The sequence below is a fragment of the Phenylobacterium soli genome (assembly GCF_003254475.1).
Lineage (GTDB): Bacteria > Pseudomonadota > Alphaproteobacteria > Caulobacterales > Caulobacteraceae > Phenylobacterium > Phenylobacterium soli.
In genome coordinates, this window is sequence record NZ_QFYQ01000002.1 from 193,831 (window position 1) to 207,817 (window position 13,987).

The 13,987-nt window shown below is 70.0% G+C and carries 11 protein-coding genes; 5 read left to right on the top strand and 6 right to left on the bottom strand.

Annotated features, from left to right (window positions below):
- Window position 1 precedes the first annotated feature (1 nt).
- A complete protein-coding gene (locus DJ017_RS18335; RefSeq protein ID WP_111530344.1) occupies window positions 2-1,201 on the bottom strand; it encodes an MFS transporter in 1,200 nt (399 codons plus the stop codon).
- A 188-nt stretch (window positions 1,202-1,389) separates the two neighbouring features.
- On the opposite strand from DJ017_RS18335, the gene DJ017_RS18340 reads away from it, so the two are divergent.
- Window positions 1,390-2,925 carry an AMP-binding protein gene (locus tag DJ017_RS18340; protein ID WP_111530345.1) on the top strand — a complete coding sequence of 512 codons (1,536 nt, stop codon included), beginning with the start codon at window positions 1,390-1,392 and terminating at the stop codon, window positions 2,923-2,925.
- Here the strand turns inward: DJ017_RS18340 and DJ017_RS18345 are convergent.
- Entirely contained in the window at window positions 2,922-3,401 is a 480-nt protein-coding gene (locus DJ017_RS18345; protein WP_111530532.1) for a MarR family winged helix-turn-helix transcriptional regulator, read from the bottom strand. The two genes, DJ017_RS18340 and DJ017_RS18345, sit on opposite strands and share 4 nt — an antisense overlap.
- Before the next feature lie 178 nt (window positions 3,402-3,579).
- Here DJ017_RS18345 and DJ017_RS18350 point away from each other — a divergent pair, with 178 nt between their 5' ends.
- Window positions 3,580-4,785, top strand: a complete 1,206-nt coding sequence (locus tag DJ017_RS18350) for a CaiB/BaiF CoA transferase family protein (RefSeq protein WP_264371505.1) — start codon at window positions 3,580-3,582, stop codon at window positions 4,783-4,785.
- 7 nt (window positions 4,786-4,792) lie between these two features.
- On the opposite strand, the gene DJ017_RS18355 is transcribed toward DJ017_RS18350, so the two are convergent.
- The 4 genes from DJ017_RS18355 to DJ017_RS18370 form a co-directional block, all read right to left on the bottom strand.
- Window positions 4,793-5,284, bottom strand: a complete 492-nt coding sequence (locus DJ017_RS18355; RefSeq protein WP_111530346.1) for a MarR family winged helix-turn-helix transcriptional regulator — start codon at window positions 5,282-5,284, stop codon at window positions 4,793-4,795.
- A gap of 71 nt (window positions 5,285-5,355) precedes the next feature.
- Window positions 5,356-6,369, bottom strand: a complete 1,014-nt coding sequence (locus tag DJ017_RS18360) for an aromatic ring-hydroxylating dioxygenase subunit alpha (RefSeq protein WP_111530347.1) — start codon at window positions 6,367-6,369, stop codon at window positions 5,356-5,358.
- 23 nt (window positions 6,370-6,392) lie between these two features.
- Window positions 6,393-8,111 (bottom strand): CocE/NonD family hydrolase, encoded by a 1,719-nt coding sequence (locus DJ017_RS18365; RefSeq protein ID WP_111530348.1) that lies wholly within the window; start codon window positions 8,109-8,111, stop codon window positions 6,393-6,395.
- A 78-nt stretch (window positions 8,112-8,189) separates the two neighbouring features.
- On the bottom strand, window positions 8,190-10,874 hold the full coding sequence (locus DJ017_RS18370; protein WP_111530349.1) for a TonB-dependent receptor: 2,685 nt from the start codon (window positions 10,872-10,874) through the stop codon (window positions 8,190-8,192).
- Window positions 10,875-11,062: 188 nt separating this feature from the next.
- Here DJ017_RS18370 and DJ017_RS18375 point away from each other — a divergent pair, with 188 nt between their 5' ends.
- From DJ017_RS18375 to DJ017_RS18385, 3 genes are all read left to right on the top strand, one after another.
- Window positions 11,063-12,313 (top strand): flavin-dependent oxidoreductase, encoded by a 1,251-nt coding sequence (locus DJ017_RS18375; protein ID WP_111530350.1) that lies wholly within the window; start codon window positions 11,063-11,065, stop codon window positions 12,311-12,313.
- Window positions 12,313-12,762: a DUF3237 family protein gene (locus tag DJ017_RS18380; protein WP_227000244.1), complete on the top strand. Its 450-nt coding sequence runs from the start codon at window positions 12,313-12,315 to the stop codon at window positions 12,760-12,762. Before DJ017_RS18375 ends, DJ017_RS18380 begins: the two co-directional genes overlap by 1 nt.
- Window positions 12,763-12,854: 92 nt before the next feature.
- Window positions 12,855-13,985, top strand: a complete 1,131-nt coding sequence (locus DJ017_RS18385; protein ID WP_111530351.1) for a CapA family protein — start codon at window positions 12,855-12,857, stop codon at window positions 13,983-13,985.
- Window positions 13,986-13,987 lie beyond the last annotated feature (2 nt).

The window sequence follows — 13,987 nt, forward strand, 5'->3', positions numbered from 1 at the left end:
CTCAGTCCTCGTGCGCCTGGCCGACGAAGGTCAGCAGGAAGGCCGCCGCGCCGGCCACCACCACTACCGGCAGCATTGCCGCCAGCACCTGGTCCGCCGTGGCGCCCGAGGCCCGCAACTGGCCGGCGATCAGCGGCCCGGCGATCGAGCCGAGCCGGCCGACGCCCACCGCCGCGCCGGCGCCCGCCGCGCGCACCTGCGGGCCGTAGTAGACCGGGGCGAGGGCGTAGAGCGCGTACTGGGCGCCGATCACCAGGAAGCCGGCGAGACCCGACAGGATGAGGATCGGCCCGACGCCGCTGGCGTTCGACAGCCCCTCCATGGCAACGCCCAGCGCCACATAGGTGACGAGCAGCGGCCAGCGGAACCCGAAGCGGTCGGCGATCACGCCCAGCAGCAGGGCGCCGACGATGCTGGTCAGGTTGAACGACAGCGACGCGGCCGCCCCGTCGGCCGGCGTCAGGCCCTTGGCGACCACCAGCGTCGGCAGCCAGTTCAGCATGAGGTAGAGCACCACCAGCGTCAGCATGAAGACGGTCCACAGCAGCAAGGTGGCCGCCGCCCGTCGAGGCGCGCCGAACAGGGCCGGCAGCGCGCTGGGACGGACGCCCTCTTCCTGGGCAGGCCGCGTCTCTTCGAGCAGCAGGGCGACCGCCGGCACGATCAGCAGCGGCAGGACGCCGCCGATCACGAAGATCTCGCGCCAGCCGAGCGCCGGTCCGAAGGTCCGCGCCATCAGGGCGACCACCGCCCCGCCGGCCGGCATGCCGCAGAACATGGTGGTCACCGTCGCCGCCCGGCGATTGGGCGGGCTGATCTCGGTGGCGATGGCGATGAGGTTGGGCATGGCGCCGCCGAGGCCGAGGCCCGTGGCGATCCGCACAGCCATCAGCATCGGATAGCTGGCGACGAGGCCGGTCACGACCGAGAAGGCGCCAAACAACAGGACCGAGACGATCAGCACCGGCTTGCGGCCGACGCGGTCGGCCGCCGCGCCGCCGAACAGGGCCCCGATGACAAGGCCGATCATCGCCGCGCTGGCCGCCCATCCCTGCTGGGCCGCGGCCAGGCCGAGCGCCGGCGCGAGCTTCGGCGCCGCCACGCCGAACGCCTGGATGTCGTAACCCTCGAGGGCCGCGACGACGAAGCACAAGGCTACGATGAGGCCCGCCTTGGCGTGGCCGCGAGAGTCCCCCGACATCCTGTCCTCCCGAACACCGGGATGGGTCCCGGTTTTGTAAGTGAGTCGTACGATTGCGCGGCCAAACCCACAAGCCCCCCAGCTTCCGTCCGGTTGTGCGGCCCGCAGCGAAGTAGTATGTCCAACAAACAATATGCGCCGTTCCCTACGAGGAACGCCGGACGCACGACGGCTCGGGTGGAGACACGATGGAAGAGGCTGACAGCCTGGGCTGGCTGAGGCGCGACGTGGTCGAGCGCCAGGCGGGGATCCGTCCCGCCGACCTCGCTCTGCACGAAATCGCCACCGGCCGCCGCTGGACCTATGCCGAGCTGGAGGCCGACATCCGCCGCGCCGCCGCCTGGCTGCGCGGCCTGAAGCTGGAGAGCGGCGCGCGGGTGGCGCTCCTGGCGCGCAACGGCTCGGCCCACGCCATCCTGTTCTACGCCTGCGCCCGGGCCGGGGCGATCTTTCAGCCGCTCAACTGGCGCCTCTCAGGTCCCGAGCTCGCCGTCCTGCTCGAAGACGCCCAGCCGCAGGTGCTGATCCACGCCGCCGAATTCGAGGACCAGGCCCGCACAGCGATGGCCGCCGGCCAGCCGCGGCATGTCCTCGAGACCGACGCCTTCGCCGGAGCGATCGCCGGCTGCGCGCCCGCGCCCTGCCCCGACATCGACGTCACCGCGCCGATGATGCTGCTCTACACCTCCGGCACCACGGGCCGGCCGAAGGGTGTGATCGTGACGCCGAAGAGCGCCTTCTTCGGCGCGACCAACTTCACCTTCGTCGGCGAGCTGACCGCCGGGCACGCCCAGCTCTGCGACGTGCCCCTGTTCCACGTCGTCGGCCTGCTCGCCATCCTCCACGCCAGCCTGCTGGCCGGCGCCGCCGTCCACCTCAACGATCGCTTCAGCCCGGACGCGACCCTCGCCGCCCTCAACGATCCGGCGCTGCGCATCAGCCACTATTTCTGCGTGCCGCAGATGGCCCAGGCGCTCACCGACCATCCGCTGTTCGCCGCCGCCGACCTCGCCGGACTGAAGCTCTTCACCGGCGGCGCGCCGATGCCGGCGGGCCTGACCCTGGCCCTTCTCGACAAGCAGATCCGCGCCTCGAACGGCTACGGTATGAGCGAGAACGGCACGGTGCTCGGGGTGCCCCTCGACCTCGACACCGCCCGCCGCAAGGTCGGCTCGGCCGGCCTCGCCGCCCCGGCGATCGAGGTGCGCCTGGTGGGCGCCGACGGCCGCGACGTGGCGGAGGGCGAAACCGGCGAGATCTGGCTGCGCGGCCCGAGCATCACCCCCGGCTACTGGGGCCAGCCCGAGGCGAACGCCAAGGCCTTCTCGGATGGCTGGTTCCGCACCGGCGACGCCGCCCGCCGCGACAGCGACGGCTTCTACTTCATCGTCGACCGCTGGAAGGACATGTACATCACCGGCGGCGAGAACGTTTACCCGGCCGAGGTCGAGAACGTGCTGCTGCAGATCGAGGGCGTTGCGGAGGCTGCGGTGTTCGGCGTCGACGATCCGCGCTGGGGGGAGACCGGCTGCGCCTACCTCGTGCTGCGCCCGGGCGCCGAGCTCGACACCGCGCGGGTCCTCGCCTGGTGCGACGAACGCCTCGCCCGCTACAAGCGGCCCCAGCACGTGCGCATCGTGCCGAGCCTGCCGCGCACGGCCTCGGGCAAGCTGCAGAAGGATGTGCTGCGGCGCGCGTTCGAGGCGCCGAAAACGCCCGCTTAGGCGGGCTCGTTGATCCGGCGCAGGGCCTTCACCAGGGCCTTCAGCTCGGCGTCGGAGAAGCGCGAGGTGAACCGCTTCTCGTGCGCCGCGATTGCGGCCTTGGCCTTCTTCAGGACGTCGTCGCCCTTGTCCGTCAGGTAGAGCTCCTGGCGGCGGCGGTCTTCCTGCGAGCGGCGACGCTCGACGAGGTCGCGGTTCTCCAGCCGGTCGATCATGGCCATCATCGTGGCCCGGTCGGTGCCCAGGGTGTTGGCCAGGTCCACCTGCGAGACGCCCCTGTTGGTGTCGATCAGCTCGAGCGTCGCACACTGCTTCTGGGTCAGGTCGAGCTCGGCCAGGCTGGCGGTGAAGTCCCGGTACATCGCCACATGCGCCATGCGCAGGTGGAAGCCGAGGAGCGTGCGGAGATCGCCGAGGTCGAGCGAGCGGCCGGTGCTGGCGGCCGCGCCGCTGGGAAGGGTGTCCGTGTTCGACATGTCGCAGCGCAGCATATCTGCGTCGCGTCAAACGTGAAACGTTTGTTTGTGTCGCTCCCTAATCGCGCCTCACCGGCCCCCACCGCCTTCAGTCGGGGCAATCCGTTCGGACTCAAAATGATTTGTCTTATAAACTATTTTTGCCTACTGCTTGGGCGCAGTAACCAGGGAGTTGGGCGTGGGCAATCAGCGGCCTCTGACGGGCATAAGGGTGGTCGACCTGACCCACGTGATGGCGGGTCCGTTCTGCACCCATGTGCTGGGTATGCTGGGCGCCGAGGTGATCAAGGTGGAGCGCCGCGGCGAGGGTGACGTCTTCCGCCACTACGACCGCCGGCCCGAGTTCCGCGAGATGGCTCCCTCGTTCCAGGCGATCAACGTCGGCAAGCGGTCCATCGCCCTCGACCTGAAGCGTCCGGAGGCCATCGAGGTGGTCAAGGACCTCGTCCGCGACGCCGACGTCCTCGTCGAGAACTACCGTCCCGGCGTACTCGCCAAGCTCGGCCTCGGCTACGAGGCCCTGGCGGCGGCGAAGCCCAGCCTCATCTACTGCTCGCTCTCCGGCTTCGGCCAGGCCGGGCCGCTGCGCGACAACCCGGCCTACGACCACATCATCCAGGCGGTCTGCGGGGTCATGTCCCTGACCGGCGATCCGGACGGCCCGCCCTTCAAGGTCGGCTTCCCGATGGTCGACACCTTCACCGGCTATGCCGGGGCGCTCGCCTGCGTCTCGGCGGTCCTGCAGCAGGCCCGCTTCGGGGGCCCCGGCCAGCGCATCGACCTTTCCATGCTCGACGCCTCCCTGCTGCTGATGATTTCGATGGTCGGGCCCTATCTGATCGCCGGCGACGTGCCGCAGCGGGTCGGCAACCGCGGCTTCAACGCCAGTCCCACGGCCGCCACCTTCGCCTGCGCCGACGGGCCGCTGCTGGTCGGGGCCAACACCCAGAAGCAGTTCGAGAACCTCTGCCGCGCCCTCGGCGCGCCGCAGCTCGCGGCCGACCCGCGCTTCGCCGATCCCGACACCCGCATCGACAATGCCGCCCCCCTGCTCGCCGCGCTGCGGCCGCTGTTCGCGGCGAGGTCGGCGGAGGAATGGGAACAGGTGCTCAACGCCGCCGACGTGCCGGCCGGGGCGGTCCGCACCGTGCCCCAGATCACCGACCACCCCCACGTCGCGCAGCGCGGGCTCTCGGCCGCCTTCGACCTGCCGGGGACCGACCGCACCGCCGCCACGCTCAATCTGGGGTTCGCCCTGGGCCGTCCGGAAGGCGACCGCGTGCCACCGCCCCCGCGGCTCGGAGAGCACACCGAGACGATCCTCGCCGAGCTCGGCTATTCCGCCGACCGGATCGCCGGCCTGAGAGACGCCGGCGCGATCTGAGGCCGCATCACTCCGGGTCTGCGAAACAGACCGCGTAGACCTTGTCGAGGAGTTCGAAGAGGCGCGCCTGCTCGTCCTCGGTCAGAGCGGCGTGGATCGCCGCCTCGTTGGCAACGGCCGTCGCCCGCAGCCCCTTGAGCGCCTTCTTGCCGTCCGCGGTGATGTGCAGGGCGCTGCGCCGCCGGTCGTGCTTGGATCGCCGCCGCTCGGCCCAGCCCAGCCGCTCGAGGCTGTCGAGCATGGCCACCACCGTCGCCTTGTCGAAGCCCACCTCCCGCGACAGCGCCGTCTGCGACAGGCCCGGGTTGGCCGAGATCAGCGCCAGGGCGCTGAACACGCCGGGCCGCACGTCTTTGCGGTCGATCCGCTCGGCGAACGCGCGCGACAGATGGTTCTGGATGCGCCGGATGCGGAAACCGATGACGTCCTTCAGGACGCCCAGGTCGATCTCGCCCGTGTCGGGATCCGGCTCCTGCGCCGGGCCGTCGGCCTTGGCCATGCGTGGCTTCCCCATCCTGCCCCCCGTCATGACCTCTCGTTCAAGAGACTGGGGCGGGCGTCAACCCCTCGTCACCTCGAAGCCTGCACCGCAGCCTCGATCAGCCGCCGCGCGTGCGCGCCGCCGGCGTCGATACCCAGGGTGATGAGGCGCGCCCCCGGATTGCGGCGGATCGACTCCTGCTGGGCCTCCAGCACCACCGTGTCCTCGGCGAACACCTGGGCCTGGCTGGCCTTCATCCGTTCGCTGAGACCGAGGTCGCCGATGTCGAAGGCGCGGGCCATGCCCCAGTAGTACCAGCAGGCGTCCTCGGTCTCCGGCGTCATGCAGTTAACCACCACGCCCTGAACGCCCTGCGAGCGGTCGCCCTCCGGCGCGCCGGTCCCCGCCACCGCCACCCCGACCTCGATCATCACGTTGGCCGGCAGGCTGAAGTGGCAGATCTGCCAGCGGTCGACGGGGTCCGGCCGCTTCAGGAAGGTGCGCCAGAAGGGTGGCGCGTCGATGCCGCGCATCCAGCGCTCGACCACCACCTGCTCGCCCTCCAGCCGCGTCTCGATCGGCGACTCGACGATCTCCTTCTGGCCGATCGACGAGGGGTGGACGAAGGTCTCGTGGCTGAGGTCCATCAGGTTGTCGACAAGCAGCCGGTAGTCGCAGGCCACGTGGTAGCGGTCGCCGTCGAAGGTCCAGGCCGGATCCTCACAGAACCACAGGTCGGGAACCTTGGCGGGGTCCGCCAGGGCCGGTTCCCCGATCCACACCCAGACGAAGCGGTAGCGCTCGACCACCGGATAGGCCCGGGCCGACAGCTTCTGGGCGCCCGGCTCGTGACCCGGCATCTCCAGGCACCGTCCGTCATCGCCGACCAGCAGGCCGTGATAGCTGCAGCGGATCCCATCGCCTTCCACCGCGCCCATCGAGAGCGGCAGCAGGCGGTGCGGGCAGGCGTCGTGCAGGGCGACCGCCGTGGCGTCGGCCCGCCGGTAGAGCACCACCTGTTCGCCGCAGATCGTCCGGGCGAGCGGCTTTCGGCCGACCTCCTTGTCCCAGGCCGCGACGTACCAGCGATTGCGGATGAACATGGCTTGTCCTTCCCCTTGAGCCCTCAGCCCGCGCCGCCGACGAGCGGCAGCGAGACCGAAGAGGCGTGAGCGGCGTCTTCCAGGACGGTCAGGGTCGGCGCGGGCGAGACGCGCGGCGCGCCCCGCTGGCGATAGTCCGAGCCGGCCACGGTCACCTGAAGGCGATGGCCCTTCTTCACAACGTAGGAGCAGGCCAGGAAGTCGAACCGCACCCGCGCGGCCTCGCCCGGCTTCAGGGGTTCGGCGTCCTCGCCGTAGCTGCGCCGCCACGGCAGGCCGAGGTTGTTCCACGGCGCGTCGCCGAGCTTGCGCAGCGAGGCCCGCTGGCGGCCGTCGGTGATGACGGTCACGGTCCCGTCCGGCGCCACGTCCTCCAGATAGGCGAACACGTCGGCCTCGGGGGCGGTGGAGGTGATCCAGAGGTCGGCCAGCGGGTGGCCGGTGATCTCCTGGTCGTGCGTCAGCACCGGCCCTGCGAACGACTTCGCTCCCGTCGTCGGATGGCAGGAGACCGCCAGGGCGAGCGAGATGGAGGACTCCGGATCCGGTGGGCAGGTCACGCCATAGTCGACCGTGAGGCTGTCGCCCTTGCCGTTCCCGGCCCTCGCTTCGAGCCGGCCGGCGCGCAGGTAGCGGGTGGCGGTGTTCTGCGCCGGGGATGGCCAGGCCCGCGTCGCCTGCCAGCTCCCGCCGTGCGGGCCTTCCATGCGGAAGTAGTGGAGCGGGGCGTCGTCCTCGATGCCGGTCGTCTCGCCCTTCAGGTAATGGTCGAAGAAGCGCAGCTGCTCGGACAGGATGTCGAAATCGCCGTAGCGGCAGTGCCGCCAGGGACCGATCAGCATCCGCGCCTGGCCCGGCAGGTTGGCCAGGGCGATCAGGCCCTGGGTGCGGAAGTCGTCGCTCCAGCCGCCCTGGATGTAGAGCGCGACGCCAGAGCGGCGGACCTGGTCGGCCACCCCGCCCATGGAAACCTCGGACCAGAAGCGGCTCATCACCAGCGGCGACCAGCTGTCGCGATAGGGCATGCTCTTCATCAGGTCGAAGAGGTTGGTGGAGGCCTGGTGCTCCTCCACCGCCTTACGCAGCTCGGCCTTGGTCTCGTCGCCCTCGACGGCCGGGGTGTTCATGTCCTCGGCGATCGAGCGGGTCGGTCCGGTGCCGAACTGGGCGATGATGCCGCCGCGGGTGTGGCCGTCGAAGCGGTCCCAGGCGAAGCAGCCGGCCCAGGCGGCCTTCAGGTGCGGCGGGCGCGCACTGATCGCGTGCATCACCGCCTCGCCGGTGTTGGAGCAGCCGAACATGCCGACCTGGCCGTCCGACCAGGGCTGGGCCGCCGCCCATTCGGTGATCTCGTAGGAGTCGAAGGACTCCGTCATGTCCTCGTAGCCGCGGCGCGTGCCGAACGAGGCGCCGTTGCCGCGCCGCGCGGTCTGCACCACCACGTAGCCGTAGCGGGTCAGGGCGTTGATCCCCTTGGGCGTGCCGACTCCGGCCTTGTCGATGGCCAGGCCCGCCTGCCAGACCACCGCCATCCGCCCCTCCGCCGCATGTCCGTTCACGGCCGGGCGGTGGACGGCGACGGCGATCTTCACCCCGTCGCGCATCGGCAGGTAGAACGAGCTGACGACCTCCTGGTCGTACTGCGGCGCCGGCTTGTAGGCCCCGAACTCCGCCGCGCCGGCCGCCCCGGCGAGCGACCAGGCCGCCGCCGCGACCATCAGGACCTTGGACCGTACGCTCATACTCGCCTCGCAAGAAGGAGGCGCCGACGCGAACGCCGACGCCCTTTTCAGTTCCGGGGAGGAAACTGGCTCAGAGGATCACCAGCGCTTGTCGATCGAGATCGCCACGACGCGGCCCACGGGGCTGGTGGTGGTCGGATCGAAGCCGCCGCCGCCGTTGACGCTTTCGCCGATGTTCACGAACGGCGGCTTGGTGTCGAACAGGTTGGTGGCGTCCAGGGCGACCGTCAGGTCCTTGGTCCAGGTGTTCGGGCCGTCCTTGAAGAAGGTGTAGGCCAGGTGGGCGTCCACCGTGGTGTAGGCGTCGACCTTCTGCTGAACCTTCGGCACCGTGTTCGTGTAGCTGTTCTCGTAGTTGACGAAGACGTAGGCCGCCCAGTCGTCCTTGCGCCAGTTGACGCTGCCGCGGGCGCGCAGCTTCAGCGGATTGAAGATGGTGTTGCGCTGCTCCACCAGCGGCGCGCTCGGCGTCACCCCCACCTTGTATTCGGTGAAGTAGGTGCCGTTCAGGCCGAAGCCGAAGTCGCCGTAGCGGTCGGTGGGCTGCAGATAGCTGAGCTGGAAGTCGACGCCCTTGGCCAGCGTCACCCCGAGGTTCTGCGAGCGGCCGTCGACGAACAGCGGCACCGGGTTCGGCAGCACGCCGCGGACGGCGAGGCCGAGGCCGGCCGGCGGCGCGGCGGTCAGCGAATTGATAAACGCCGCCGACGGGTTGCGCACGATGATCCCGGTGCCGGCATACTGCGACTCCCGGCCCAGCAGCGACAGGTCGCTCAGCACCGCCAGGATCTGGTTGCGGTAGTCGATGTCGAAGTAGCTGAGGCTGATCTTGGTGCGCGGCAGGAAGGCGGGCTGGTAGTCGACGCCGAAGGTGTAGGTCCGCGCCTTCTCCGGCTGCAGGTTCAGGTTGCCGCCCGACATGGCGACTCCGGTGATCGTGCAGTTGCAGGTCGGGTCCTGGTAGTTCTGCACGAACAGGGCCGAGCTGTTGCCGTAGATCTGGGCGAAGCCCGGGGCTCGGAAGGATTTGCCGTAGCTCGCCCGCAGCATCAGCCCGTCCATCGGCTGCCAGTTGATCCCGACCTTCGGGTTGCGGGTCTTGGCGCCGATGTCGCTGTACTCGTCGAAGCGGCCGGCGAGGTCGAGCTCGAGCTTCTGGATCCCCGGCATGGCGTTGTCCGGGCCGACGATCGGCACCAGCAGCTCGGCGTAGGCGGAGTTCACATTGCGCGCGAAGCGGCGGTAGCTGGAGGTGTAGCTGCCGTCGGCCGCCGGATTGCCCTGGAAGATGCCGATCTGGGTGGTGAACCGCTGCCCCTCGTAGCCCACGGCGACGCGCAGGTCGCCGCCCGGGAGGTGCAGCAGCGGCCCGTCCAGCTTGGCGTCCCAGGTCTGCAGGATCGTCCAGCCCGGCGCGAAGAACACCGCGTTGCTGAAGCCCGCGAGGCTGCTGGCGGGGTTGTTGGGGATCAACGGATTGAAGGCGCCGCTGGCGATGGCGTTGTTCACCGCCGTCGAGTTGATGCCCTGGGTGCTGAGGCTGAGGTCGGTGTCGAGGCCGTAGCCGTAGGTCGCCGTCAGCCGGAAGTCGCGCGGCAGCTTCACGTCGCCGCCGACCGAGAAGTTGTAGGCCTTCGAGTAGCCGGACGAGACGTTCAGGGGCAGCTGGCCGGCGAACGAATAGTTGGCGGTCTCGGAGGTGGCGGTGACGCCCGTCGGCAGCACGAAGTCAGGGCTGGTGCTGCGGATGGTGAAGGCGCCCGTCGCCGGCGCCGAGCGCAGGGCGAACTTGCGCCGCGCCGCGAAGCCGTCGGCGAACAGGTGCACCGCCGAGCCGACCTGCTGGTCGAGGGTGAAGGCGACGCTGTCGTGCTCCTGCTTGGGCAGCAGGTCCTGGTACTTCAGGTTGTCGCACTTGTTGGTGGTGTTCGCGACGAGGCCGCCGGCGGTCGTCTTGGTGACGCCGGTCGCCGGCACGGCGTAGTTGACGCCGTTGATGGTCAGGGTCGCGGGGTTGCACTGGGTGACGCGGAAGTCGCCGCCGCCGGCCGCCGACAGGTCGCCGCGGTAGAAGTCGCGGTCGAGGCCGCTGAGCGCGGAGTGGTAGCCGTTCTCGTAGCCGATGGTGAGCTGGCCGCCATCCCACTTGTGGCCGGCGATCACGCCGATCTGGCGCTCATTGTAGTTGTCGCCCGCGCCGTAGCGGGCGCTCATCTCTACGCCGTCGAAGTTGCGGCGCAGGATCATGTTCACGACGCCGGCCACGGCGTCCGAGCCGTACACGGCCGAGGCGCCGTCGGCGACGATCTCGACCCGCTCGAGCATGATGGTCGGCAGCACCGAGGGATCGACCGACTGGCCGCTGGTGCCCTGCGGGATCACGCGCCGGCCGTCGACGATCGCCAGGGTGGCGTAGGGGCCGATGCCGCGCAGGTTGACGCTGGTGCCGTAGGTGATGTTGCCCGAGCCGCCGGACTGGCCGCGCGAGGTTTCCGAGACGCCCAGGTTGAACACCTGCGGGGTCTCCTGCAGCAGCTGCGCCGTGGTCACCGCGCCGGAGGCCTGGATGTCCTCGCGGCTGACGCTCACCACCGTCGAGCCGACCGGGGCCGCACCGCGGATGTTGGTGCCCGTGACCACCACTTCTTCGACGCTGTTGGCCTCGCTGGCCGGCTTGGTTTGGGCCATGGCGCTCGCGCCGCTGGCCAGGGCGCCGGCGAGCGCCAGAACCGACGCACGCGCGAACAGAACCTTCATCGTCATCCCCGAGTCTCCCTCCCGAGGGCGCGTCGTTTTCGTTTCGCGCGCCCTACGCGGTTCGCCACCGCAAATCGATGTTACAACAAATTGTTTGTCTGCCAACCTATTTTCGCGACGAACGAATGACGATGCCGCATGGCCTCGTTGGCCCACTCTGCTATACGCCCCGCAAACAGTTGGGGTGAGGAACGATGAGAGCGATCATCGCGGGCGGCGGCATCGCCGGCCTGACGACGGCGCTGGAGCTGTCGCGCATCGGGGTGGAGGTGGCGGTCTACGAGGCGGCGCCCGAGATCAGCCCGCTCGGCGTCGGCATCAACCTCCTGCCCCACTCGGTGCGCATCCTGGCCGACCTCGGCCTGCAGGACCGCCTGCTCGGCAAGGGCGTCGCCACCGGCGAGCTCGTCTATTTCAACCGCTTCGGACAGCGCATCTGGGGCGAGCCGCGCGGGCGCTTCGCCGGCTATCCCTGGCCGCAGATCTCGCTTCACCGCGGCGCCCTGCAGATGACCCTTCTGGAGGCCGCCCGCGAGCGTCTAGGCGCGGACATCGTCCGCCTCGACCGCCGGCTGACCGGCTTCCGCCAGGAGGGCGATGAGGTCGAAGCCGCCTTCACCGACGCCGCCGGCGGCGAGACCCGCGTCCGCGGCGACATGCTGCTGGCCTGCGACGGCATCCACTCGGCCGCCCGCCGGATCCTCAATCCGGCCGAAGGCCCGCCAGTCTACGGCGGGCGCATCCTGTGGCGCGGCGTGACCCGCGCCCGGCCCTTCCTCACCGGCGCGACCATGATCATGGCCGGCCACCAGAACCAGAAGTTCGTTTGCTATCCCCTAGAGGCGCCCGGCGCCGACGGCCTGCAGCCGATCAACTGGATCGCCGAGCTGGCCGAGCCCCAGATGCCCAACCGCGAGGACTGGAACCGGCCGGGCCGGCTGGAGGACTTCGCGCCCCAGTTCGCCGATTGGAACTTCGGCTGGCTCGACGCGGCGGCCCTGATCCGCGACGCCCAGTCGGTGTTCGAATATCCGCTGGTGGACCGCGACCCGCTGGAGCGCTGGACCCATGGCCGCGTGACCCTGGTCGGCGACGCCGCCCACCCGATGTATCCGATCGGCTCCAACGGGGCGAGCCAGGGCATCCTCGACGCCCGCGCCCTGGCCGAGGCGCTGCGAGCCGATGCCGATGTCGGGTCCGCGCTCGCCGCCTATGACGCCGCGCGCCGCCCGCCCACCGCCGCGATCGTGCTCGCCAACCGCGGCAACGGTCCGGAGCAGTGCATGCAACTCGCCCACGAGCGCGCGCCCGACGGCTTCGCCGACATCGAGGACGTCATCCCCCGCGCCGAGCTCGAGGCCATCGCCGCCCGCTACAAGCAGGTCGCCGGCTTCAGCAAGGAAGCCCTGGCGGCGACGAACGATTCCGAAAAGGCGGACGCCTGATGCAAGCCGGCCTCAAGCCCCTGATGGTCTTCGACGTCCAGGTCGGACGTCCGGTGGACGTCGACACGACTCCCGGCCACGGCCGCCGCTTCATCCCGATCACCGGCGGCGAGGTCAGCGGCGGCTACGCGGGACGCGTCCTCGAAGGCGGCGGCGACTGGCAGGTGGTCTGGCCCGACGGCCGGCTCGACATCTCGGCCCACTACATCGTCCAGATCGACGGCGCCCTCGTCGAGATCCACTCCGACGGCGTGCGCACCGGCTCGCCCGAGGTGCTGGCCCAGCTCGCCCGGGGCGAGAGCGTCGACGCCTCCCGATACTATTTCCGCACCGCGATCCGCTTCCGCACTCAGGCGCCGGAGCTGGCGCACCTCAACGGAATGCTCGCCGTCGCGTACGGCGCCCGCGCGCAGCGCGGCGTCCACCTGGAGATCTTCGAGGTCCTCTAGCGTTCGCGCCGATAATCGTTGGCATTACGTACTATTTGCGCCAAAACAGATTCCGAGGATCGCCCGCAGCGGCGATGCGGGAGGAGGCGCGGATGGCGGCCGGCAAGGCTCGGGCGGTGCTCTATGCGGTGGGCGACATCGCCCCGGACCGCGAGGACCCGCGCCAGTCCTTCGATCTCGTCCGCGACCGCATCCGCGAGGCCGACATCGCCTTCTGCCAGCTCGAGGTGAACCTCACCGAGCGCGGCTCCCGCCTGCCCCAGGCCCGCCACACGGTCCGCGCCGCCCCGGCCATCGCCGCAGCCATCAAGGACGCCGGCTTCAACGTCGTCTCCTTCGCCGGCAATCACTGCATGGACTGGGGCCAGGAAGGCTTCTTCGACACCATCGACAACCTCAGGGCCCAGGACCTCGGGGTGGTCGGGGTCGGAGCCGACATCCTGGAGGCCCGCAAGCCGCTCTTCGTCGAGGCCAACGGCTGCCGCGTGGCCTTCCTCGCCTACAGCTCAATCCTGCCGATGAGCTACTGGGCCGATGAGCGGCGGCCGGGCTGCGCGCCCATGCGCGCCCACACCCTCTACGAGCAGATCGAGCACGATCAGCCGGGCACCCCGGCGCGCATCCACACCTTCCCGCATCGCGGCGACCTCGCGGCCCTCGAAGAGGACGTGCGCAAGGCCAAGGCGGAGGCCGACGTCGTCGCCGTCTCCCTGCATTGGGGCATCCACTTCGTCGAGGCGACCATCGCCGACTACCAGCGCGACGTGGCCTATGCGGCGATCGACGCCGGCGCCGACCTGATCCTCGGCCATCACGCCCACATCCTGAAGGGCGTCGAGATCTACAAGGGCGTGCCGATCCTCTACAGCCTGTGCAACTTCGCGGTCGACCTGAGGATGGACGAGGCGCACGCCAATTCGGCCTCCTTCAAGGAGATCCAGACGCTCAACGCCAGCTGGATCCCCGACTTCGACAGCCTCTACAATTTCCCGCAGGACAGCCGGATGACCCTGGTCGCCAAGGCGGTGATCGAGGACGGCAAGGTCGCCGCGCTCAGCCTGCTGCCGGCCTACGTCAACAAGGACGCCCAGCCGGCGATCCTTTCGGCCGACGATCCGCGCTTCGGCGAGGTGCTGGCCTATCTCGACAAGATCACCCGGGCGGCCGGCCTCGGCGCCCGTTTCGAAGTCCGGGGCGACGAAGTCGTCCCCCTGCCCGCCTGAGG